General features: G+C 69.0%; 17 protein-coding genes, 1 tRNA gene and 1 pseudogene. 10 read left to right on the forward strand and 9 right to left on the reverse strand.

The features are described from left to right. Positions 1-53: 53 nt before the first annotated feature. A pseudogene (locus GLP40_RS34095) lies at positions 54-191 on the forward strand (MerR family DNA-binding transcriptional regulator); the annotation flags it as partial. Positions 192-221: 30 nt separating this feature from the next. Here the strand turns inward: GLP40_RS34095 and GLP40_RS34100 are convergent. Both GLP40_RS34100 and GLP40_RS25305 read right to left on the reverse strand, forming a co-directional pair. Then, entirely contained in the window at positions 222-947 is a 726-nt protein-coding gene (locus tag GLP40_RS34100) for a hypothetical protein (RefSeq protein ID WP_230329930.1), read from the reverse strand. 176 nt (positions 948-1,123) lie between these two features. Further along, positions 1,124-1,205, reverse strand: a tRNA-Leu gene (locus GLP40_RS25305). Positions 1,206-1,594: 389 nt separating this feature from the next. Between GLP40_RS25305 and GLP40_RS25310 the strand changes: the two genes are divergently transcribed. Both GLP40_RS25310 and acpS read left to right on the forward strand, forming a co-directional pair. Further along, positions 1,595-10,942: a type I polyketide synthase gene (locus GLP40_RS25310; RefSeq protein ID WP_154790486.1), complete on the forward strand. Its 9,348-nt coding sequence runs from the start codon at positions 1,595-1,597 to the stop codon at positions 10,940-10,942. A gap of 229 nt (positions 10,943-11,171) precedes the next feature. Further along, positions 11,172-11,594, forward strand: coding sequence for a holo-ACP synthase AcpS (acpS, locus tag GLP40_RS25315; RefSeq protein ID WP_328290634.1), 423 nt, complete (start codon positions 11,172-11,174; stop codon positions 11,592-11,594). A gap of 93 nt (positions 11,595-11,687) precedes the next feature. Here acpS and GLP40_RS25320 read toward each other — a convergent pair whose 3' ends face one another. Continuing rightward, positions 11,688-12,326, reverse strand: coding sequence for a TetR/AcrR family transcriptional regulator (locus GLP40_RS25320; protein WP_230329926.1), 639 nt, complete (start codon positions 12,324-12,326; stop codon positions 11,688-11,690). A 479-nt stretch (positions 12,327-12,805) separates the two neighbouring features. Here GLP40_RS25320 and GLP40_RS25325 point away from each other — a divergent pair, with 479 nt between their 5' ends. Next, positions 12,806-14,134 (forward strand): hypothetical protein, encoded by a 1,329-nt coding sequence (locus tag GLP40_RS25325; protein ID WP_230329903.1) that lies wholly within the window; start codon positions 12,806-12,808, stop codon positions 14,132-14,134. Between the two features lie 110 nt (positions 14,135-14,244). Here GLP40_RS25325 and bcp read toward each other — a convergent pair whose 3' ends face one another. Beyond that, positions 14,245-14,718 carry a thioredoxin-dependent thiol peroxidase gene (gene bcp, locus GLP40_RS25330; protein ID WP_154790488.1) on the reverse strand — a complete coding sequence of 158 codons (474 nt, stop codon included), beginning with the start codon at positions 14,716-14,718 and terminating at the stop codon, positions 14,245-14,247. Positions 14,719-14,858: 140 nt separating this feature from the next. On the opposite strand from bcp, the gene GLP40_RS25335 reads away from it, so the two are divergent. Then, on the forward strand, positions 14,859-15,083 hold the full coding sequence (locus GLP40_RS25335; RefSeq protein ID WP_328290635.1) for a DUF3618 domain-containing protein: 225 nt from the start codon (positions 14,859-14,861) through the stop codon (positions 15,081-15,083). A 189-nt stretch (positions 15,084-15,272) separates the two neighbouring features. Here GLP40_RS25335 and GLP40_RS25340 read toward each other — a convergent pair whose 3' ends face one another. Then, positions 15,273-15,578 carry an excalibur calcium-binding domain-containing protein gene (locus GLP40_RS25340; RefSeq protein ID WP_154790490.1) on the reverse strand — a complete coding sequence of 102 codons (306 nt, stop codon included), beginning with the start codon at positions 15,576-15,578 and terminating at the stop codon, positions 15,273-15,275. A gap of 391 nt (positions 15,579-15,969) precedes the next feature. On the opposite strand from GLP40_RS25340, the gene GLP40_RS25345 reads away from it, so the two are divergent. Then, positions 15,970-16,434, forward strand: coding sequence for a MarR family winged helix-turn-helix transcriptional regulator (locus tag GLP40_RS25345; RefSeq protein ID WP_154790491.1), 465 nt, complete (start codon positions 15,970-15,972; stop codon positions 16,432-16,434). Here the strand turns inward: GLP40_RS25345 and GLP40_RS25350 are convergent. Further along, positions 16,431-17,462 (reverse strand): crotonase/enoyl-CoA hydratase family protein, encoded by a 1,032-nt coding sequence (locus GLP40_RS25350; RefSeq protein WP_328290636.1) that lies wholly within the window; start codon positions 17,460-17,462, stop codon positions 16,431-16,433. The two genes, GLP40_RS25345 and GLP40_RS25350, sit on opposite strands and share 4 nt — an antisense overlap. A gap of 49 nt (positions 17,463-17,511) precedes the next feature. Further along, positions 17,512-17,826, reverse strand: a complete 315-nt coding sequence (locus GLP40_RS25355) for a hypothetical protein (protein ID WP_154790492.1) — start codon at positions 17,824-17,826, stop codon at positions 17,512-17,514. A gap of 166 nt (positions 17,827-17,992) precedes the next feature. Here GLP40_RS25355 and GLP40_RS25360 point away from each other — a divergent pair, with 166 nt between their 5' ends. Continuing rightward, the gene (locus tag GLP40_RS25360; RefSeq protein WP_154790493.1) at positions 17,993-18,850 is read left to right on the forward strand and encodes a GNAT family N-acetyltransferase; all 858 of its coding nucleotides are present in this window, start codon (positions 17,993-17,995) and stop codon (positions 18,848-18,850) included. A gap of 16 nt (positions 18,851-18,866) precedes the next feature. Here the strand turns inward: GLP40_RS25360 and GLP40_RS25365 are convergent, their stop codons facing one another. Then, positions 18,867-19,313, reverse strand: a complete 447-nt coding sequence (locus GLP40_RS25365; protein ID WP_154790494.1) for a MarR family winged helix-turn-helix transcriptional regulator — start codon at positions 19,311-19,313, stop codon at positions 18,867-18,869. Positions 19,314-19,391: 78 nt separating this feature from the next. Here GLP40_RS25365 and GLP40_RS25370 point away from each other — a divergent pair, with 78 nt between their 5' ends. The 3 genes from GLP40_RS25370 to GLP40_RS25380 all read left to right on the forward strand — a co-directional run bounded on the left by GLP40_RS25370 (position 19,392) and on the right by GLP40_RS25380 (position 21,633). Continuing rightward, positions 19,392-19,766, forward strand: a complete 375-nt coding sequence (locus tag GLP40_RS25370) for a cupin domain-containing protein (RefSeq protein ID WP_154790495.1) — start codon at positions 19,392-19,394, stop codon at positions 19,764-19,766. A gap of 159 nt (positions 19,767-19,925) precedes the next feature. Then, positions 19,926-20,702, forward strand: coding sequence for an acyl-CoA thioesterase domain-containing protein (locus GLP40_RS25375; protein ID WP_230329904.1), 777 nt, complete (start codon positions 19,926-19,928; stop codon positions 20,700-20,702). Between the two features lie 97 nt (positions 20,703-20,799). Beyond that, positions 20,800-21,633 carry an SAM-dependent methyltransferase gene (locus tag GLP40_RS25380; RefSeq protein ID WP_154790496.1) on the forward strand — a complete coding sequence of 278 codons (834 nt, stop codon included), beginning with the start codon at positions 20,800-20,802 and terminating at the stop codon, positions 21,631-21,633. Here GLP40_RS25380 and GLP40_RS25385 read toward each other — a convergent pair. After that, entirely contained in the window at positions 21,623-22,399 is a 777-nt protein-coding gene (locus tag GLP40_RS25385) for an EI24 domain-containing protein (RefSeq protein WP_154790497.1), read from the reverse strand. The two genes, GLP40_RS25380 and GLP40_RS25385, sit on opposite strands and share 11 nt — an antisense overlap. Positions 22,400-22,492: the final 93 nt, after the last annotated feature.

A 22,492-nucleotide genomic window follows, 5' to 3' on the forward strand; every position in this document is an offset into this window, starting at 1 on the left:
TATGCTCGAACCCTCACATAGGTGTGAAGGTCAAGCGAAGTGGGATCGGGCACATGCGGATCGGGGAGTTGTCGGAGCGCACCGGGACACCGCGTCGGCTGCTGCGCTACTACGAGGAGCGGGGGCTGATCGTCGCGGACCGCTGTGCGAACGGATACCGCAGTTACGACGAGCGCTTCGTTGATCGGGTCATGCAGATCCGAGGGCTGCTCGATGCCGGGCTACCGACTCGGATCATCAAGCAGATCCTCCCATGTCTCGACAAGCCGCGCGCCATCCACTTCCCTGACGCGACACCGGAAATGATCGCCATCCTCGAACACGAACGCGATCGGATGAGCGCCCGAATCGACTGTCTTGCTCGTAACCGTGATGCCATCGCTGCGTACCTCGATGCTGTGCGCGGCCACGCAACCACCTGACCTCCTCCGCGCAGAGCCGAGCGGGTTCGAGCTTCGAGGGATGGGTGAACGGGTCCGCGACAAGCCCTTCCGCGTCCATCTGCCGCACGCCGTTGCGCCCCCCACGTGTGAACACGCCTCGGGACCGAACACCTCACCGATCGCCGCGGGCGTGCAGATAGCCAGCCGGTTGCGAGATGCGTTGGCGAGCAACAGGACCCGGTCACCGGGAAACTGATTCGGCCGCCGCCGCCAGCGATACGGCGGCCGGACGAAACCGGTCCGGACGACGACGGAACCGTCGAGCGTCGCGGCGGTCGCGAGCTCGGCGACGCGGATGCCGCCGTCCACGCGCGGGCTCGGACGGTCACCCTCGGACCGGGCGAGCGCCGCGACAACGTGCCGATCCGCGATCCGGCCACCGTCACCCGCCGTCGCCAGTCCATAGGTCAGGTCCGAGGGACGAAGAGGGGGAGACGGCGGCGCGGTCATCGGGCCGTGCAACGGCTCCCGCAGCGGGGTCCGCGGCGGCACCAGCATCGGCATCGTGCCGCACCGCCACGGACATCGACGGCGATCGACGGATCGGCGGGTCCGGGAGAATCCAGCGCGCCGATCGGAAATCGTTGCAGGTCAGGGCACATCACCACTGGTCGTCCTCCGCGTGTGCGAGTGCACTCGAACACGCACTTCTCGGATACGACACCCGTGACGGGATTGTGTGCGCGAGGCGGGACTTGAACCCGCACGTCCGAGGACACCAGAACCTAAATCTGGCGCGTATGCCAATTTCGCCACTCGCGCTAACGGTACGACCGTCCAAACTTTACCGGGTCCAACGGGGATCGCGAAGCACCGGGAGGGTGTGGCGTACTGGTCGGTAACCCCACCAGGGATTATAACGATTTTATAAACACCAATGTGAGGAAGCCTCACATTTCCTACACGGATGTAACCGGGCTCACCAGCGGCTTCAAACATGAGGGAGGGTCATGTTTCGCGCCATTCTGGTACGAGTGTACGGAAAAACTCGTCGGTAATGACCTGGTCGACGGCCAAACATGAGGAGATCCTCATGATTTTGTGCCATCCTCGGCTTCTACCAGGGCCTGCGGGCCGGAGGGATACCTGCGCACCGTGAGCGCGGCCCAGTTCTGTGGAGGCGGGCCGCCAGGAGAAGGAAGTCGAACGTCTTGACGATCAACGAGAGCACCGGGACCGGATCGAAGGCCAGGGCGGCGGGGAAGTCACGGGAGAGTGGGGTCAGGTCGTCACTGCTGGACCGGTTGCTGGGAGGCGTGCCGTACGCCCTCGCATTCGGTGGGCAGGGCGCGCAGTGGCTCAGTGAGCTCGAGGAGATCGGGCGGGATTCCGCCCTGGAGCCGGAGCTGACGGCGCTGGTCAACGAGGCCGCCGCCACGCTGGAACCGATTGCGGCACAACTGCTCGTGGTCCGGCCGGTCGGTTTCGACCCCATCGCGTGGATGCTGGAAGAGGAGATTGCCGACCCGGACCAGGGGGAGGTGTCGGGAGCGCCGTCAGCGCAGGTGTTGCGCTCCGCCGCCGTCTCGATGCCGGGTGTGTTCCTCACCCAGATCGCCGCGCTGCGCGCGCTGCGCCTGCAGGGCCTGGACATCGTCGCTCACGCGCCCACCGCCGTCATCGGCCACTCGCAGGGCCGCCTCGCCGCCACCGCCGCCGAGGCGCACGGGCAGCGCGACGCCGAACTGCTGGCCATCACCCAATTGATCGGCGCCGCAGCCGGTCTGGTCGCCCGCCGCCGCGGCCTGCTGCCGGTGGGGGAGAAGTCCCCGATGGTCGCCGTCTCCAATGTCGACCCCGAGCTCCTGAAAGCCGTTGTCGCCGAGGTCATGACCGGTGTCGAGCCGGAGAAGGCCGCCGTGCTGTCCATCCGCAACGGTCGGCGCCGCGCCGTGCTGAGCGGCCCGGTCGCCCAATTGGATCGCGTTCGTCAGCGCGCCGCCGAGATCAATGCCGAGCAGGCGCGCGAGCGCGACGGCAAGAAGCGCGGCGGTGCGATCTTCGCCCCCGTCTTCGAGGACATTCCGGTCGAGGTGGCCTTCCACCACCCGGCGCTCGCCGAGACCGTCGACCTGGTCAAGAGCTGGGCTCAGCAGTGCGGCCTGGACGCCGAGCTGGCCGCGACCCTCACCCAGGAAGTGCTGGTCGATCCGATCGACTGGGTCGGCATTGTCGACGACACCGTCTCCCTGGGGGCCCAGTGGATCCTGGACCTCGGTCCCGGCGATCTGCTGAGCCGCCTCACCGCGGGTTCCCTCAAGGGCACCGGCGTCGGCGTGCTCGCCGCCTCCACCCGCCCGGGCCAGCGCAGCCTGTTCACCCCCGGCGCGGCCCCCGAGGTCGCCCCGGCCTGGAGCGAATTCGCGCCCAAGCCGATCCGCCTGCCCAACGGGCGCATCGTCGTCGAGACCGCGTTCACCCGCCTCACCGGCCGCTCGCCCATCCTGCTGGCGGGCATGACCCCCACCACGGTCGACGCGAAAATCGTTGCGGCCGCGGCCAATGCGGGCCACTGGGCCGAGCTGGCCGGTGGCGGCCAGGTCACCGAGCAGATCTTCGCCGACCGCGTCGAGGAGCTGAAGCAGCTGCTGCAGCCGGGCCGCGCGGTGCAGTTCAACTCGCTGTTCCTGGACCCGTACCTGTGGAAGCTGCAGCTGGGCGGCAAGCGCATCGTGCAGCGCGCTCGCACCGCCGGCGCGCCCCTCGACGGCGTCATCGTCACCGCCGGCATCCCGGAACTCGAAGAGGCCGTTGCCCTCATCGAGGAGCTGACCGAGGTCGGCATCACCCACGTGGCCTTCAAGCCCGGCACCGTGGCCCAGATCCGCGCCGTGCTGCGCATCGCCGACGCCGTGCCGTCGTACCCGGTGATCATGCACATCGAGGGCGGCAAGGCCGGCGGCCACCACTCCTGGGAAGACCTCGACGACCTGCTGCTCGAGACCTACGCCGAACTGCGTGGCCGCGAGAACGTGGTGGTCTGCGTCGGCGGCGGCATCGGCACCCCGGAGCGCGCCACCGAATACCTGACCGGTGAATGGTCGCAGCAGCACGGCTACCCGGCCATGCCGCTGGACGGTGTCCTGGTCGGCACCGCCGCCATGGCCACCCTGGAGGCCACCACCGCCCCCGAGGTCAAGCAACTGCTGGTCGACACCCCCGGCACCCCCGACTGGGTCGGCGCGGGCACCGCCGTCGGCGGGATGGCTTCCGGCCGTAGCCAATTGGGCGCGGACATCCACGAAATCGACAATGCCGCCTCCCGCACCGGCCGCCTGCTGGACGAGGTCGCCGGTGACGCCGAGGCCGTGGCCGCCCGCCGCGCCGAGATCATCGAGGCCCTCGACCGCACCGCCAAGCCGTACTTCGGCGATGTCGCCACCATGACCTACCTGGAGTGGCTGGAGCGCTACCTCGAGCTGGCGGCCTATCTGCCCCAGACCCACCCTGACCTGGACCGCCGCAAGAACTTCGACTGCGGCGCCGACTTCTCCGACGCCATCGCCGACGCCACCCGTTCGGTATGGCTGGACATCACCTGGCGCGACCGGTTCGCGGAAATGGTGCGCCGCACCGAATCCCGCCTCAACCCGGCCGACCGCGGCGCGATCGCGACGCTGTTCGCCGACGACACCGCGTTCGAGGCTCCCGTGCAGGCGCTCTGCGCCCTGAAGGAGCAGTACCCGGCCGCCGCCGACACCATCCTGCACCCGGCCGACGTGCCGTTCTTCATCGCGCTGTGCAAGACGCCGGGCAAGCCGGTCAACTTCGTGCCGGTCGTCGACCAGGACGTGCGCCGCTGGTGGCGCTCGGATTCCCTGTGGCAGGCCCACGATCCGCGCTACACCGCCGACCAGGTCTGCATCATCCCGGGCACCGTCTCCGTCGCGGGCATCACCCGCGTGGACGAGCCGGTCGGTGAACTCCTCGACCGTTTCGAGCAGAACACCGCCTATTCTCTGGTGCGTGCGGGGGTCGTCCCGGCCGCCGTGGACGGCCGCCGCCGCGCCGAGGTCGCGGGCGGCCTGCTCGACATCGTGCTCGCCGCCCCCGACGTGCAGTGGGCGGGCCGTACCACCGTCAACCCGATCCACCGCCTGGGCGGCCTGGACGAGTGGGAGATGAACGGCAAGGGCGCCAAGCACCCGCGCACCGGCGCCACCCTGTCCGCCACCGAGGGCCCCGAAAGCGATTCCGCCTACGTGGAATTGGTCGTCCCGCTGCTGGGCGAGGACGCCGTACGCATCCGCATCACCGTGCCGGTCTCCGCGTACAACGGTGGCGCGCCGATCATCACCGAAAGTGACGCCGAGGCCGCCATGTCGGCGCTGCTGGCCGTCGCCGCGGGCCAGTCGTTGCCCGAGGTCAAGACCATCGACGGTACACAGGTCGCGCACGTCAACCTGGCCTGGAGCCCGGACCTCATCGCCGACCACGCCGGTGTCACCGGCACAGGCCTGCCCGACAGCCTGAGCACGATCGGCCGCACCGCCCCCGACGTGCTCGTGGGCGCCTGCTGGCCCGCCGTTTTCGCGGTCTTGGGCGTCACCCGCACCGCCGACGGGCGGAGCGTCATCGAGGGCATGCTGGACCTGGTCCACCTGGACCACCAGATCGAGCTGCTCGGCGCGCTGCCGTCCGAGCACGCCGTGCTCGCCGTTCGCGCCGAGTCCGCCGAGGTGCTCGACACCGACCTGGGCCGCGTGGTCGAGGTCAAGGTCACCGTCGGCGTCATGCGCGACCACGGCCTGGACACCCCGCCCGTCGCGAAACTGGTGGAGCGCTTCGCCATTCGCGGCCGCACCGGTCAGGCCGAACTGACCGATCCGCCCCGCGCCGCCGGCTCGCTGTCGGCCGACGCCACCGACACCCCGCGCCGTCGCCGTCGCGACGTGGCCCTGGTCGCCCCGCGAGCCATGGGCGCCTTCGCCCAGGTCTCGGGCGACTTCAACCCGATCCACACCTCCGACAACGCCGCCAGGCTCGCCGGTCTGGGCAACCCGATCGTGCACGGCATGTGGCTCTCGGCCGCCGCGCAGCACGCCGTCTCGGCCATCGATCTGAACGACAAGGTGCCGCCGCGCACCATCACCGCCTGGACCACACGCTTCCTGGGCATGGTCCGCCTCGGCGCCAAGATCGATGTCCGCGTGGAACGCGTTGCGGTGGACCGGGGTTCGGAGATCGTCGAGGTCTCCTGCCGCATCGACGGCAATCTGGTGATGACCGCCACCGGCCGCATCGCGCCGCCGAAGACGGTCTACGCCTTCCCCGGACAGGGCATTCAGGCCAAGGGGATGGGCCTGGAAGCCCGGACTCGATCCAAGGCCGCCAAGGAGGTCTGGGACCGCGCTGACAAGCACACCCGGGAGACCCTCGGCTTCTCGATTCTGGCTGTGGTGCGCGACAACCCGACCTATCTCAAGGCGCGCGGCATCGAGTACCGCCACCCGCAGGGCGTGCTGCACCTGACCCAGTTCACCCAGGTGGCCATGGCCACCCTCGGTGTCGCCCAGGTCGCGGAACTGCGCGAGGCCGGCGCCTTCATCGAGGGCGCCATGCTCGCGGGCCACTCCGTCGGTGAGTACAACGCGCTCGCCGCGGCCGCGGGTGTGCTGCCTTTGCCGGCCGTCCTGGAGGTCGTCTTCCAGCGCGGTTCGGCCATGCACGAGCTGGTGCCCCGGGATGCCCAGGGCCGCAGTGACTACCGCATGGCGGCCATCCGGCCCTCGCAGATCGGCATCGCCGACGATCAGGTCATCGACTGGGTGAAGGGCGTCGGCGAGCAGGCCGGGGAATTCCTCGAGGTCGTGAACCTGAACCTGCGCGGCTCGCAGTACGCCATCGCGGGCACGGTCAAGGGCATAGCGGCGCTCGAGGCCGAAATCGAGCGGCTGCGCGCCGAAACCGGTGGCAAGCGGGCCTTCGTGCTCATCCCGGGCATCGACGTGCCGTTCCACTCCACCGTGCTGCGCGCCGGCGTGCCGGAGTTCCGCGCCAAGCTGCTGGAGCTGCTGCCCGCCGACCTGCACCCGGAACTGCTCATCGGCCGCTACATTCCGAACCTCGTGCCCAAGCCGTTCAACCTGGAGCGCGAATTCGTCTCCGAGATCGCGGATCTGGTGCCGTCCGAGCCGCTGGCCGAGGTGCTGGCCGACTGGGACGAGTGGACCGCCAAGCCGGTCGAGCTGTGCCGCGTGGTCCTGGTCGAGCTGCTGGCCTGGCAGTTCGCCAGCCCGGTGCGCTGGATCGAGACCCAGGACCTGCTGTTCACGGATGTGGAGCAGGGTGGCGTGGGCGTCGAACGCTTCGTCGAAATCGGTTTGGCCGCAACGCCGACCGTCGCCAACCTGGCGTCCAACACGTTGAAGCTGCCGCAGTTCGGCAGCGCCGTGGTCGAAGTCCTCAATATCGAGCGCGAGCGCGGCATCGTCTACTCGACCGACACCGACCCCGCGCCGGTGGAGGAGCTGGAGGAGACCCCGGCCGAAACCATCTCCGCCGCAACGGCTCCCGCCGCCCCGGCCCCGGCCCCCGTGGCCGTGCCGACCGGCGGCCCGACCCCGGACGACATCGCGTTCTCCGCCGCCGACGCCACCCGCGTGCTCATCGCGCTGTGGACCAAGCTGCGCATGGACCAGATCGGCCCGGTGGACACCATCGAGGGCCTGTGCGACGGCGTCTCCTCACGCCGCAACCAGCTGCTCGTCGACCTCGGCGCGGAGCTCTCCCTCGGTGCCATCGACGGCGCCGCGGACGCGGACATGGGCGCGCTGTCGGGCACGGTCGACCGCCTGGCCCGTACCTACAAGCCGTTCGGCTCCGTGCTCTCCGACGCCATCGGGGATCACCTGCGCAAGGTCTTCGGCCCCTCGGGCAAGCGGCCCGCCGCCATCGGCGACCGCGTCAAGAAGGTCTGGGGCCTGGGCGACGGCTGGGCGAGCCACGTCACCGCCGAGGTCTCGCTCGGCACCCGCGAGGGCCAGTCCGTGCGCGGTGGCGACCTGGGTGGCCTGGTCTCCGGTGGCCTCTCCGACGCCGCTTCCGTGGACGCCGCCATCGACGCCGCCGTGCAGGCCGTGGCCGCGCGCCGCGGAGTCGCGGTCTCCATGCCCTCGGCCGGCGGCGGTGGCGGTGCGACCGTCGACGCGGCCGCCCTGGGCGAATTCACCGAGCAGATCACCGGTCGCGACGGCGTGCTGGCGCAGGCCGCCCGGGTGATCCTGGAGTCCCTCGGCCACGCCGAGCAGGCGTCCGCGCCGGAGGCCACCGAGGACACCCTGGTGGATCTGGTCTCGGCCGAACTGGGTTCGGACTGGCCGCGACTGGTCGCGCCCGCCTTCGACGCCCGCAAGGCCGTGCTCATCGACGACCGATGGGCCAGCGCCCGTGAGGATCTCGCCCGCCTGTGGTTCGGCAATGACGGCTCGCTGCCGGTCGAACCGGTGGTGGACGGCTACTACGGCGCCGGTGCGGCCGTTGCGGCGCAGGCGAACTGGTGGCGCAACCGGGCCATGAGCGAAGCCCGCTCGGTGCTGGCCGGTGTCTACGGCGCCATCGCCGAGGCCGCCCTCGGCACCGAGGAGCCCGGGGCCTGGTCCTCGGACATCGCCGTGATCACCGGCGCCAGCAAGGGTTCCATCGCGGCGGCGGCCACCGGTCGCCTGCTCTCGGGCGGCGCCACGGTGGTGGTCACCACCTCCAAGCTGGACGACGAGCGCCTCGGCTTCTACAAGCAGCTCTATCGCGAGAACGCCCGCCACGGCGCCGCCCTCTGGGTGGTCCCGGCGAATATGGCCTCCTACACCGACATCGACACGCTCATCGAGTGGATCGGCAACGAGCAGGTCGACAATGCCGGTGGCGCCAAGGTTCTCGTCAAGGAGGCGATGACCCCCACCCTGCTGTTGCCCTTCGCCGCGCCCCGGGTGGCCGGTGACCTCTCCGACGCCGGCGCCCGCGCCGAAATGGAGATGCGGGTGCTGCTGTGGTCGGTGGAGCGCCTCATCGGTGGCCTGTCCAAGCTGGGCGCCGATCACGACGTGGACGCGAAACTGCATGTGGTGCTGCCGGGTTCGCCCAACCGCGGCATGTTCGGCGGGGACGGCGCCTACGGCGAGTCCAAGGCCGCCCTGGACGCCATCGTCGCCAAGTGGCGGGCGGAGAAGTCCTGGTCGGAGCGGGTCACCCTGGTGCACGCGCTGATCGGCTGGGTGCGCGGCACCGGCCTCATGGGCGGCAACGATCCGCTGGTCGCGGCCGTCGAGAAGGCGGGCGTGCACACCTGGTCCACGCTGCAGATGGCCGACGAACTGCTCAAGTGGTGCAGCTCGCGGGCCCGCGTGGTGACCGCGTCCGGACCGCAGCAGATCGACCTCACCGGCGGTCTCGCCGGAGCCAAACTGGATCTGCCGGAGCTGGCGCGGGAATCGCGCGAGCAGGCCGAGGCCGCCGCCGAGGAGTCGGAAGACCTTGACGGCGCGACCATTTCGGCCCTGCCCGCCCCGCCGACCCTCAGCTCCAAGCTGCCCACCCCCGAATGGGGTGCCGTGACCGCCGATCTCGACGACATGGTCGTCATCGTCGGCGCCGGCGAGCTCGGCCCCTACGGGTCGGCGCGCACCCGCTTCGAGATGGAGGTCTCGGACCAGCTCTCCGCCGCGGGCGTGCTGGAACTGGCTTGGACCACGGGCCTGGTCACCTGGGAGAACGACCCGAAGCCGGGCTGGTACGACACCGAATCCGGTGAGTACGTGGAGGAATCCGAGCTGGCCGACCGTTACCACGACACCGTGGTGGAGCGCTGCGGCGTGCGCCGCTACGGCGACGACGGCGCCATGATCGACAATGCCGCCCCGCTGCTCACCTCGGTGTTCCTGGACTCCGACCTCACCTTCGTGGTCAACAGCGAGGCCGAGGCACGCGCTTTCTTCTCCGCCAATCCGGAGCAGACGGTCGTCACCCCGGTCGAGGGCACGGGTGACTGGCAGGTCACCCGCAAGGCGGGCACCGAGATTCGCGTCCCGCGCAAGGCCAAGCTGTCGCGCACCGTCGGCGGTCAGATCCCGACCGGCTGGGATCCCACCAAGTGGGGCATCTCCGCCGATATGGCCGGTTCCATCGACCGGGTGGCGCTGTGGAACATCGTCTGCACCGTGGACGCCTTCCTCGGCTCCGGCTTCAGCCCGGCCGAGCTGATGGCCTGGGTGCACCCGGCCATGGTGGCCAACACCCAGGGCACCGGTATGGGCGGCATGTCGTCGATGCGCTCGCTCTACATCGACAACCTGCTCGGTGAGTCGCGGGCCAACGACATCCTCCAGGAGGCGCTGCCGAACGTCGCTCTGGCGCACGTGGTCCAGAGCTACGTCGGCTCCTACGGCGGCATGATCCACCCGGTCGCGGCCTGCGCGACCGCGGCGGTCTCCGTCGAGGAGGGCGTGGACAAGATCCGGCTCGGCAAGGCCGATCTGGTGGTCGCGGGCGGCTACGACGACCTCGGCATCGAAGGCATCGTGGGCTTCGGCGACATGTCCGCGACCGCCGACTCCTCGGTCATGGCCGCCAAGGGCATCAGCGACCGCTACTTCTCCCGCGCCAACGACCGCCGCCGCGGCGGCTTCGTCGAATCGCAGGGTGGCGGAACGGTTCTGCTCGCCCGCGGCTCGGTCGCGCTGGAGATGGGCCTGCCCGTGCTGGGCGTCGTCGCCTACGCGCAGTCCTTCGCGGACGGCGTGCACACCTCGATCCCGGCTCCGGGCCTGGGCGCCCTGGGCGCGGGCCGCGGCGGGCCGGAGTCCAAGCTGGCCAGGGAACTGGCCAAGCTCGGCGTCACCCCGGACGAGATCGCGGTGATCTCCAAGCACGACACCTCCACCGCGGCAAACGATCCCAACGAGTCCGAGTTGCACGAGCGACTGGCCAACGCGATCGGCCGCTCCGAAGGCGCTCCGTTGTTCGTCATCTCGCAGAAGGCCCTCACCGGTCACGCGAAGGGCGGCGCGGCGGCCTTCCAGCTCATCGGCCTGTGCCAGGTGCTCGAGCAGGGCGTCATTCCGCCCAACCGCAGCCTCGACTGCGTGGACGAGAAGATGCGGCGGTATCCGCACCTGGTGTGGCTGCGTGAACCGCTCGCGGTGGGAGATCGCTTCCCGCTCAAGGCCGGTCTGGTCACCTCGCTCGGCTTCGGGCACGTGTCCGGCCTGCTGGCCATCGTGCACCCGCAGGCGTTCGTCGAGGCCATCGCCGACGCCGACCAGCGAGAGGAATACCAGCGCAAGGCCGAACAGCGGCACTTGGCCGGCCGCCAGCGTTTCGCCGAGGCCATGTGCGGCGGCGCCCCGCTGTACGAGCGGCCCGCCGACCGCCGTCTCGGCGGCGACGGCACCCCGGCCGAGCAGTCGCGGCAGCTGGAAGCCGATGTGCTGCTGTCGCCGCGGGCCCGGCTGAACTCCGACGCCGTCTACGTGGCGGTTCCGAAGGGACCGGCCTGCCAGTAGGTTGCCCGATCTGGCAGCGGGTCGCATGGATCGGCCTGTCGGCAAGTAGCTCCCGGCAGGTCTGATACGGCGGGCTCGTGCCGGTGCTCCTCGGAGTGCCGGTGCGAGCCCGCCGTTGCATGTCCGAGGACCGGGACATCAGTCCAACAGAGCCTACGGTGCCGTAGGTCCACTGGTATGTTCGCAGCCAATTCGACTGCACGCACAAGGAATCTAGGAGTCCCGCACTGTGACGATCCTGGGTATCGGCTTGGACTTGGTCACCATCTCCGAGTTCGCCGAACAACTGGAACGCACCGGAACCACCATGCTCCGGGAGAGTTTCACCGCTGGAGAACGGCGCTACTGCCAAAGCAAAGGCACCGATCCGGCCCGGAGCTTCGCCATCCGCTGGGCGGCGAAGGAGGCGGTCATCAAGGCGTGGGCGACCTCTCGCTTCGCCCGCAGCCCGCAGATCGGGGACAACCCATATCCGCTCATCGAGGTCGTGAACGACGCCTGGGGACGCCCCAGCATCAAATTGCACGGGCTGGCAGCGGAATTCCTGCCGCGGGTGCGAGTTCACCTGTCGCTCACTCACGATGGCGACACCGCCGCCGCCATGGTCGTGCTGGAGGATCCGGGCGAACTGGCCGACCTGATGCGCGACTGACCCGCGTCCTCCCGCCCGGCATCCTTTCGGCCGGGGTCCATGGCAGACAGGGTGGATTCCGGCCACCTGCGCACCGGAACGACGGAGAAGCTCCTACTCCGGATCGAAGGTGGTGCGCTGCCCGCCGGAGCGCGATTCCTTTTCCGCGATCAGCAGATACGCCACCATGAGGCGCTTGAGCTCGGCGACGGCGTCCTCATGGCTGAGCCCGTCCTGGACCGAGAAGTTCAGCATCGAGTACACGACGTGCACCAGCACCTGCGCCATCATGGAGCGGCGGCCGCGCGGGGTGCGCGGCATGAGCGGGCGCAGCATCTGCGAAACCGCTTCGGCGAACTCCTTTTCGTGGATCGCGCCGGTCGCGCGCGTGGACGGGGTGGACTGCATGGCCAGCCACACCTCGCGTCGCGACGGGTCGGTCATCCACAGATCCGCCAGGTGATCGACCAGCTGCGTCATGTGCCGCAGCCAGTCCATGGACGGGATCTCACCGTGGAAATCGGCCAGCTCCTGCGAAACCGCCACCAGGTCTTGGCGATTCAGCTCGCAGACGATGACGTACTTGTTGGCGAAGAACTGGTAGAGGGTGCCGATCGGCACTTCCGCGCGGGCCGCGACCTCTTCGCAGGTGAACGATTCGAAGCCGACCTCGACGAGTAATTCCCGGGATGCCTGCAACAGGGCGTCGAACTTGCGTTTTGATCGTTCCTGCGTCGGGCGGCGACGGGGCATCAGCTCCTGTGGATCGTCCTGCAGCTCCAACGCAGGGTCCGGTCGTCGATTCGACCCGGCTCCCGTGCGCGCTTCCACGCTGAACAGCCTACGGGTAGCGACACGCGCATGACACGCTGCGGTACTTCGTGTGTCACCGCATCCCACCCATCCACGCCGCCTTTGGCTCCGAAGACCCATCGCAGCTGCCTCCCAGCTGCGGATCTTCGCCGAAAGGGGCCCGCCCCCTTTCGAACCCCTGAAAACGGGCATTCCGGGGTCCAGCCCCCGGACCCGGCACTCCGGATCCTCGCCGGAGTCACGCCCTGAAGGTTTTGGTACCGAATCCGATCGCGGGATCGGCCCGGGAGTTCGCGTTCGGCCCTGCCACCAGGGGCCCGCCGGGAACCCGAGTCCGGGCCGAATCGGGGTCGGGGGCTCGGCCTCCGGATCTCTCGACCTGCGTGCATCGCTTGTACGTCGACGTTGGAAGGCTGATTGTGGTTGCTACTACCCCTGTTCGTTCCGCGGTGACCCTCGGTGTCGCCACCGAGCGCGGCACGGTGCGCGCCGTGGCCCTCGCCGATGACGGCCACAAGTTGACCGAGCGTGTGGTGCTCGAGCGTGTCGAGCCGATCACCGGAGATACCAAGGCCGATCTGGCGGCCGCGGTGGAGTCGGTGCTGGAGGACATCGCCGACCAGATCGGCGCGGATCGCGAGATACTCGGTGCGGCCGTCGCTTACCGGGATGCCGCCGAGCGCCGCGCCATCGTCACCAAGCTGGCCGCGGGCCCGTGGCACGACGCCTCACTGGTGTCGGCCAAGGCCGCGCACCTCTCGGTGGCGCGCGCCATGACCTGGATGGACGAATTCGAGGACCTCGCCATCTGTGAGGTGGTGCCCGGCTTCCAGGCGTTCTCGCTCATCTCGCCCGACCGCAGCCGGGTGCTCGCGGCGGTGGCGCTGAGCGGCGGCGCTGCCACCGAGGAGGCCATGCGCAGCGCGGTCACCGCCGCCTGGGACCAGTTCGACGCGGCGGGCGTCAAGCCGGACGCGGTGGTGCTGATCGGTTCGGCCGCAACCGAATCCGAGGTGGTGGCGGCGTTGGAGTCGGGCTTCGGCGCACCGGTCATCCCGTGCGCGGTGTCGGCGGCCGCACCGGCCATCGGCGCCGCGCTGTCGGCGCTGCCGGAAGCGGAATTCGCGGGGGAGGCGGCCGAGCGCATTCGCCGGTCCCGCGGTGCCGCCGCGCTCTTCGCGGCGGCCAGTGTGCTGGTGGGCGGCCTGGTGGCGGGCGGGGTCTACGCCGCGGGCAGCGATTCCAAGAAGGTGCCACAGCCGATGCTCATCGATTCCCGCGTCTCCGCGGACGCGCACAATGGCGTCGAGCACCCGGCCGGCGATGCGGCGGTGCCGAGCCCGGACAGCGGATCCACCGCTCCCGTGGTCGACGGTCTGCCGGGCAATGCGGTCCCGCCGACCGATGCGGTCATGCCGAACTCCGATCAGCCCGCGCTCGGATTACAGCCGAGCGATCTGGTGACCATCGACCCCGCCACTCTGAACTGGGCGCCGCGCGGCGGCAACGTCCGCAATGGCGGAAAGCCGAGGCCGCTGATCCAGGCCCAGCCCGAGCCGGAGGTCGCTTCCAACCCGGAGTCGATCATCCCGGCCCCGACCCACGCGGTCGGCGCGCCGACCGAATCCGGGCTGTTCCCTGGTGAACTCGCGCCGCCGCCGTTGGGCGCCGACGATTTCTCCTCCTGGTGGGACAACCACTGGCGCATGATGCTCCAGTGGGCCGCACAGCTGATGCCGAAGGTCTAGCGGCCTCCCCTCCGCGGGGCAGTGGCAGTCCAGATCTCTTTGCATGGAATCCCGGTCCCGAATCCGGGCCGGGATTCCGCGTTTTCGGGTCCGTACGCCGGGTCGCCCGATTAGACGGACAGATCGCGGCGCAGCTTCGCGACGTGCCCGGTGGCCTTGACATTGTACTGCGCGACCTCGATCTTCCCGCTCTCGTCGACCAGGAAGGTGGAGCGGATGACGCCGGTGACCTTCTTGCCGTACATCATCTTCTCGCCGAACGCGCCGTACGCGGACAGCACCTCCTTGTCCGGATCGGACAGCAGCGGGAAGGTGAGCTTCTCGGTGTCGCGGAACTTGGCGAGCTTGGCCGACTTGTCGGGGGAGATGCCGACGACCTCGATGCCCGCGCCCTCGAGATCGGACAGATTGTCACGGAAGTCGCAGGCCTGCTTGGTACAGCCCGGGGTGCTGGCGGCCGGATAGAAGTAGACGATCACCTTGCGTCCGCGGTAGTCCGACAGCGAGACGTCCTTGCCGTCGGCATCGGGCAGGGTGAAGGCGGGCGCGGTGTCGCCGGGACTGAGTCGGTGATTCTCGGTCATGCCGCCACGCTAGCCGACGGGCTCGAGTCGGTGTTGGCGATACACTCCTGGGCAGGTCGGCTCGCATGCGCCTGTGTCGCGCGAGCGGCCCCGAGACGACAGCGCCGCCTTCCAGCGCGGCTTCCAGACAGGAGTGTGACGTGGCGAGAGATACCGAGGCGATCGAGCGCGAGATCGAGGCCGCACGCAACCGGCTCGCGAGCACGCTCGACGAACTCGCGGTCCGCGCCGATCCCCAGCGACTGGCCGACAACGCCAAGCAGACGGTGATGGCCAAACTGAACGAGCCCAAGGTGAAGTTCAGCCTGATCGGCGCCGGCGCGGTGGTGGCGACCCTGATCCTGGTCAAGATCTTCCGCCGCTGAGCGACACCAACTCTCGGACTGTCAGGGATTGCCCCTGAAACCGCGAACCCGAATGTGGCCCGGTCCTGGTGGACCGGGCCACATTCGCGTCGCAGGGCAGATGAGGTTGTTCGGCGAAACCCGAGGCCCGGTCCTGGTGGACCGGGCCTCGGGGTTTCGATGGCGGCCGAGTCGCCGCGCAGCGGTGAATCAGACGGTCGGGCAGGCCATTCCGGTGCCGTCCGGGTCCAGGTGCGGGCTGTAGCCGGGCTGGCCGCGGAACAGCGGCGCCACGCCGGCGGCTCGGGCCTGGTCGCAGTTCTCGTAGACGGGTCCGCCGGCGGAACCGGTCTGGGACAGGCCCGCGGAGCCGGTGGCGGCGGAGCCGGTGTCGATGGCGGAGGAACCGGTGCCGGAGGATCCGGTGGGGACGTCGGCGAGGGCGACGGCGGTCTGGGCTGTGAAGGTCGTCAGTCCCGCGACGCTGGCGGTGACGAGAAGCCGGCGAACGTTCATGTATTCCTCAATGTCGGCGCGATAGGGGTGACAAATGGCCCGGTTCGGCGCGGATGTGCCACCGCCGCCGCAGGCGGTTGCGGCGCGGTGACCGGTCCGGGCTCGGCGTCGAGTGTTCTGGCGCAACGTTGCATTGTCAACCGTATGAGCTATTCATCGAGGTGAATTAGGGGATTTGCCCCGAACGCCGGAACCTCTTCTGCCGGTGTGTGTCTCATTCGCTCCGGTCGGAAATGCGCTCGGGCCTTGATGATTTCCGCCAGAACTACGCAAATTGGACGGTCAGTACTGTACGTCAGAGTGCCGTCCGATGGCCGCCCGGATGCGCCGTGGAGTTCCTGTGCCTCCGCCTTGGTGTCCGTGTCAACTATTTGTCGATACTATGGAGGCCATGACGCGCTGGCTGACCGATGCGGAACAGACGACCTGGCAGTCCTACATTCGCATGCGGCAACGCCTGGACGCCGCCCTCGCCGCCGGGCTTGCCAAGGACGGACTGTCCACCTCCGACTACGAAGTGCTGGTCGCGCTGTCCGCGGCCGGTGGTCAGCTGCGCGCCAAGGAGCTGGGAGCTGAGATCTGCTGGGACAAGAGCCGGCTGTCCAAGCATCTGTCCCGCATGGCCGCCCGCGGGCTGGTCGATCGCTGCCAGGCCGCCGACGATGCCCGCGGACGCGAGGTCCGCCTGACCGATGCCGGCCGCCGCGCCCTCGAGGCCGCCGCGCCCAATCATGTCGAGCTGGTGCGTCGGCTGTTCGTCGACGAGATGACCGACGCCGAGGCCGCGGCCCTGCGCTCGCTGGCCGAACGGGTCGTCGCCGAGGTCGAGCGCACCGACATGGAGGGGATCGCCTAATCCTTGGGCGGCTCGAACTGCGCGCGCTTCCAGTCGCCGAACGGTTCGTCGCGCTCCCGCACGGCTTCGCGGAAACCGACCGTGGCCGAACGCAATTGGAAGGCGTAGCCCTCGCGGGTGTGCCGCGAGATGCCGTCGAACACCGTGCTGATCATGCCGGAGTTGGCCACGCCCTGATTGAGCAGCGCGCTGTTGAGCGCCAGCTTCGCCATGACCAGCTGGTTGATCGGCACCCGCGAAATGCGTTCCAGCAGTTCCTCGGTGCGCGCGTCCAGCTCGTCGGCGGGTGGGGCCTCGATCGCCAGCCCCCATTCCTGTGCCTGCCTGCCGCTGAGGCTGTCACCGGTGAACAGCAGCCGCTTGGCCCGCTGGTCGCCGACGCGGTGCGCCCACATGCCGGCGGCCGGAATGCCCCAGGTCCGGGTGGGCGGGTAGCCGAAGCGGGCGTCCGCGGCGCAGATGATCTGATCGGCGAACAGCGCGATATCGGTGCCGCCGGCGATGGCGAAGCCGTGCACCTTGGCGACGGTGGGCTTGTCGGCGTGCAGCAGGCTGGCGAAGCCGCGGTTGAAGCGCGACATCATGGCGTAGTCGACCATGGGATCCCAAGTGCCCCGGGGATTATGATTGCGCGCCTGCACCACCGGGTCGATCACGGTGCCCTCGGTGGATTCGGCGCCGCCGGCCCAGGAATCGGCGCCCTCGGCGAAGACCGACAGGTCGTAGCCGCCGCAGAAACCCTTGCCGCGCCCGCTCACCACGATGACGTGCACGCGCGGATCCAGATCGGCCCGCTCGACGGCCGCGGCCAGCTCGATCGGGGTGTCGACGGTGATGGCATTGCCGCGTTCGGGCCGGTTGAAGGTGATGCGGGCGATGCGGCCGGTCACCTCGTAGGTGAGCGTGCGGCCGGTGTACTCGTTCACCGGTTCGGGGCGGCCCGCGTACAGCGAGTCGTCACCGCCGGTCAGGTCATCGCGCCAGGCGGCCGGGCGGGTGCCGGAGTGGTTCTCGTAATCGGGGGACACTCAAGCAGTGAACTCCGGTTCATTTCTTGCTGTCAAGAGTCCGGGCCGTCTACTCCCAGGGTTTGACCGGCGGTTTCACCCACAGGATCTTCTCGTCCGACCGCTCCCGCCGGGCCGCGGGATGCCCGGGATTGCGCTCGGCCCACGCGTCCTTCTCGCCGAGCAGCCGCGCCACCACCTGCCAGGTCTCATCGGTGCTGGGCGGATTGGTGTCGGCCGCGCGGGCCAGTTTGCGTCGTTGCGCGGCAGGCAGTTCCAGCAATTCCGGCCCGCTGATCCCGCGTGCCCAGACGTACGCCGCCAGCCGCCGGGCCTTCTCCTCCCGGCTGCGGCTGGCGTGATCGGAGTGTGCGTAGTCGGCCATATCTTTCCTCGAACTCCGCGCAACCCCGCAGGTAGCGGGCCATGTCCACCCGACCCTACCGGAATGCCGGTTCCGTCCCGCCGGGCGCTGCCGCGGGACGGAACCGGGTGCGTTCGACTCTTCGAATCCGCGCGAGGGGCAGCGCACTTGGGGCTACCGTGGTCCCATGCCGGATGCCGTGCGTACCGATGATCTGGTCATTGCCCGCGCCACGCCGGCGGAATGGGCCACCGTCGTGGAGTGGGCCGCCGCCGAGGGCTGGAACCCGGGACGGCGGGATGTCGCCGCGTTCTTCGCGCAGGATCCGGACGGGTTCCTGCTCGGGCGGCTGCACGGGGAGCCCGCCACCGCGGTCTCGGTGGTCAATTACGGCGGCGAATACGCCTTCCTGGGCTTCTACCTCGTGCGTCCGGATCTGCGCGGGCGTGGATTCGGGTTGGCCACGTGGCAAGCCGGGCTGAAGCACGCGGGGGACCGGGTGGTCGGGCTGGACGGGGTTCCGGCGCAGCAGGACAACTATCGGCGCAGCGGCTTCGAACTCGCCTACAACAGTGCGCGATTCGCGGGCGTGCCGGACCTGCCGCCGCCGGATGACACCGTAACCGTGCTCTCGCCGGCGGATTTCGCCGCGGTGCAGCCCTACGACTCGGCGTGCTATCCGGCGGACCGGCCCGAGTTCCTCGCCGTCTGGCTTGCGGAAGCGGGGCATCGGACCTTCGCTCGGATCGTCGACGGCACGGTCACCGGCTACACCACGCTGCGTCCGGCCCGGGATTCGTTGCGCGTCGGTCCACTGTTTGCGGATACTCCCGCCGACGCGCGTCAGTTGCTGTCCGCGCTCGCGACACATGCCGCTGGAATGCCGCTGGCGGTGGATGTCCCGCTCGACAATGAGCCGGCGGTGCGGTTGGCGGAGGAGGCCGGGTTGACGCCGAGCTTCGAGACCGCGCGGATGTACACCGGTCCGGTACGCGCCTACCACCGGGAACGGGTTTTCGGCGTGACCTCCCTCGAACTCGGCTGAGCGGTACGAGGATTCGTCACCAGGCCGACGGGCGCACGCGGCCGGGCATCACCACCCGCGCGAGCGTATCGCGCAGCCCGGCCGTCACCGCGGGTCCGAGTGTCTCCGCCCACCGCTCGGTGAACCGGGCGGCGGCGGCATCGGCGGCGCGCGTGCAGGCCCAGCCGCGCTCGGTGAGCGTGATGAGCTTGGCCCGCGCGTCCGACGGATGCGGATTGCGGTGCGCGTAGCCCTTTTTCACGAGCTCGTCGACCAGTTGGCTGGCGGCCTGTTTGGTCACGCCCAGATGTTCGGCTATCTCGCCGACCGTTGCGCCCTTCGGCGCCATGCGCACGAATGCGAAGCCATGGGTGGGCCGGATATCGGTGAATCCGGCCGCCACGCACCCGTCGTGGATGGCATCGGTCACCTCCGCGGCGGCCGCGAGCAGTAGCAACGGCAGGTCCTGTGCGTATCCGGGCATGTCTGGAATCTTGGCACTTGACAGAAAAGTCAACAAGCTTGACTATATAGTCAAGAAACTTGACCAAAGGAGATGGCAATGCCCGTTGTCCGCGCCGCCGAGGCCCAGTCTCACGACATGCACGGCTCCCGCTTCATCCCGCTGATCCGGCCCAGTGCGGGCAGTAGCGAACTGTGCCTGTGGCGGCTGGAGATCGCGCCCGGCACCGAAGGGGTCCCGCATCGGATCCGGCGTGAGGAGGCATTCGTTCTGCTCGCCGGTTCGATCACCATCACCATCAATGGCGAGTCCGCCCAGCTGGCCCCCGGTGATGCGGCGGTGGCCGTGGCCGGATCCACCATCCGCCTGGACAACCCGGGTGGGCGGCGAGCCGAGGTGATCGTCAACGCGCCCGTCGGCTTCACCGGCGAGTTGCTCGACGGGACCGTCGTCAACCCGCCCTGGGTGAACTGATCATCCACTCGTGAGCGGCCGGGGGTCTCGGCCGCTGATCGGGACCGCGACTTATCTCATGTTTTGAAACGTGTTCTAATTTGGAAGATCGTCCACCGCCCGGGGAGGCACCATGACCACGTTCTTCACGCATGAGAACGGCCGCTTCGTCGCTACCGGATGGCGGTCAGCGCCTGGTCCTCGGCTCAGCTGGCGGGCACGGCAGTGTGCGGCCTGCTGGCCCACGAGCTCGAAACCCACCGGCCCGGGCCGGATTTCATTCCCGCTCGCTTCACCGTCGATCTTTTCAGCCCGGTCCTGAACGAGCCCATCGAGCTGCACAGCTCGATAGTCCGCGACGGCAATCGAATCCGCGTGGCCGACGCGGCCATCGTCCAGCACGACCGGGTGCGGGCCCGCGCCTGCGTCCAATTCCTGGCCGCCTCGGTCGAGCCGCCCGGCGCGATATGGCGGCCGGTCCAGGATCATCTCCCGGTCCCCGGCGACCGCCTCGACCGCCCCGAGGGCAGCCCGCCCCTGTTCAAATCCGGATCCCAGGATTGGACACACGATTTCGCCTCCGGCGCCAATCCCCTGCGCAAGGCGGTGTGGCACAACCTCCCGCCCCTCATCGACGGCACCCCCATCACCCCGTTCGAACGCGCCGCTTTCGTCAGCGACGCGACCAACCTCGTCTGCAACTGGGGTTCCGAGGGCGTCGGCTACATCAATACCGATGTCACCATGACCCTGTTCCGCCTCCCCGAGACGCCGGAACTGGGCCTGTTCGCCCAGGACCATGTGTCCGCCAACGGCATTGCCACCGCGACCGCCACACTGTACGACCGCGCCGGCCGTCTCGGCGCCTGCTCCATCACCGCGCTCTCGAATGCCCGCCGGCAAGTGGACCTGGCCGCCTTCGCCGAAGCGCAATCGTTTCCGGCTTCCGCGAACTGAGTTGTCACCCGTCTCGCAATACCGTGCCAAATCGTGCCGAATACGAGAGACTCACACTGATCGATGTCGAGAGTTGCACGCGCCAGGGGAGTTTGCGATGTCCGAATCAGCAGTTGGGTATCCGAGCGCGATACCGGTGGGGGTGGACACCACTCGCGCCAGTATCGCCCGGGTCTACGACGCGGCGCTGAATGGCAAGGATAATTTCGAGGTCGATCGCCAGGTTCTGGATCAGGTACGCACGGTGGCTCCCGGCGTCGCCGAATTGGCCTGGGCCAACCGGGATTTCCTCATCCGCGTATGCAGGTTCCTGGCCAAGGAGGCCGGTATCGACCAGTACCTGGACCTGGGCTCCGGCCTGCCCACCGCCGAGAACACCCATCAGGTGGTGCAGCGGGTCAACCCGAATTCGACGGTCGTCTACGTGGACAACGACCCGATGGTGCTGGCCCACGCCCGTGCCCTACTGGCCGGCAATCCCAACACCGCCATTGTCGCCGCGGACATCTTCCGGCCACTGGAAGTGCTGAAGACCCCCGAGCTCCGAGAGGAGCTCGACTTCACCCGCCCGATCGCGTTGTTCCACATCGGGACGCTGCACCACTACTCGTCCGACGATGCCGCCGCCATCATGGATACCTACATCGACGCGCTGCCCGCCGGCTCCTATGTGGCGATCGCTCACTTCTACGATCCGGAGGTCGACGACTACAGCGACCTCGCGCGCAAGATGGAAGAGAAATTCATCCACAGCCCCATGGGCTCGGGCCGCTTCCGCACCCGCGCTCAAATTCAGTCCCTCTTCGGTGATCTGGAAATGATCGACCCCGGCCTGGTCCTCTGCGACGACTGGTGGCCCGACGGCCCCCGGCTCGCCCCGATGAGCCCCGTGCGGCATTGCATCGTCGGCGGCGTCGGGTTCAAACGCTAGCGCGGCGGTCGTCGAGTCGGCTCGGTTCGGACAGCAGTTCGCGCGTCAAGAGGGTGGCGCCGGCGACGGCGCCCGGCATGAGGAATACCGCGACCAGCGGAACCAGGAAAGCCAGACCGAGCGGCACACCGAAGCCCCACGCCAGAGCCCTGCGTGAGCGCAGCAGGGCCAGTTGCTTACGCAGGTGCACCGCCCGCCGTGACAGTGCGACCGCGGTCAGCTCCTGCGTGAGGAAGAAGCCGGTGACGAACGCCGCGACAACCGGAATCACCGTCTGGCCGACGATGGGAACGAATCCCAGGACGAACATCAGCGCGGCCCACAGCATGGCCCGCACCAGGATGCGAACGCTGTCGCGGATGGATACCCACAGCTCGCGCCACCAGGGCAGGCCGGATTCAGGGGCGATGCCGTCCGGCGAGACCGACCGGTCCACCCGCTGCGAGATCACGTCATAGAAGGGCGAACCGATCGCCAAGGTGACGGCGGTGAAGGTGAGCACGGCCACCAGCACCGCGAGCGCGATCAGCGCGATGATCAACGCCGCGCGGAACAACCCCGCCCAGGGGCTCGGCCAGTGATCGGCGAACGGCGTCAGCGTCTCCGACAGATCCCCACCCCACGCCACCACCGCGATCAACGCCGCCACATACAACACCAGCGTGATCAGTCCCGGCACGATCCCGAACCCGAACTCGCGCCGATGCCGAGCCACCCACCGTTGTCCCCGAAGAAAATGGGTGAACCCCACCCCGAAATCACGCATGCCCGAACGATACTGGCACCCCGCCGAGCGTCGTCCCGCCGATCACACCCTGAAAGGCCGAAGGCCCCGGCAACCGGGTTGCCGGGGCCTGAT

The organism is Nocardia aurantiaca (assembly GCF_009708175.1).
Taxonomy (GTDB): domain Bacteria; phylum Actinomycetota; class Actinomycetes; order Mycobacteriales; family Mycobacteriaceae; genus Nocardia; species Nocardia aurantiaca.

Excerpts from the sequence above, each read along its gene's own strand:
- GLP40_RS25340 (WP_154790490.1), bottom strand. The coding sequence starts at position 15,578 with ATGAACGTTCGCCGGCTTCTCGTCACCGCCAGCGTCGCGGGACTGACG.
- GLP40_RS25360 (WP_154790493.1), top strand. The coding sequence starts at position 17,993 with ATGCCGGATGCCGTGCGTACCGATGATCTGGTCATTGCCCGCGCCACG.
- GLP40_RS25380 (WP_154790496.1), top strand. The coding sequence starts at position 20,800 with ATGTCCGAATCAGCAGTTGGGTATCCGAGCGCGATACCGGTGGGGGTG.
- GLP40_RS25355 (WP_154790492.1), bottom strand. The coding sequence starts at position 17,826 with ATGGCCGACTACGCACACTCCGATCACGCCAGCCGCAGCCGGGAGGAG.
- GLP40_RS25385 (WP_154790497.1), bottom strand. The coding sequence starts at position 22,399 with ATGCGTGATTTCGGGGTGGGGTTCACCCATTTTCTTCGGGGACAACGG.
- GLP40_RS25365 (WP_154790494.1), bottom strand. The coding sequence starts at position 19,313 with ATGCCCGGATACGCACAGGACCTGCCGTTGCTACTGCTCGCGGCCGCC.
- GLP40_RS25320 (WP_230329926.1), bottom strand. The coding sequence starts at position 12,326 with ATGCCCCGTCGCCGCCCGACGCAGGAACGATCAAAACGCAAGTTCGAC.
- GLP40_RS25370 (WP_154790495.1), top strand. The coding sequence starts at position 19,392 with ATGCCCGTTGTCCGCGCCGCCGAGGCCCAGTCTCACGACATGCACGGC.
- GLP40_RS25345 (WP_154790491.1), top strand. The coding sequence starts at position 15,970 with ATGACGCGCTGGCTGACCGATGCGGAACAGACGACCTGGCAGTCCTAC.
- GLP40_RS34100 (WP_230329930.1), bottom strand. The coding sequence starts at position 947 with ATGCCGATGCTGGTGCCGCCGCGGACCCCGCTGCGGGAGCCGTTGCAC.
- GLP40_RS25375 (WP_230329904.1), top strand. The coding sequence starts at position 19,926 with ATGGCGGTCAGCGCCTGGTCCTCGGCTCAGCTGGCGGGCACGGCAGTG.
- bcp (WP_154790488.1), bottom strand. The coding sequence starts at position 14,718 with ATGACCGAGAATCACCGACTCAGTCCCGGCGACACCGCGCCCGCCTTC.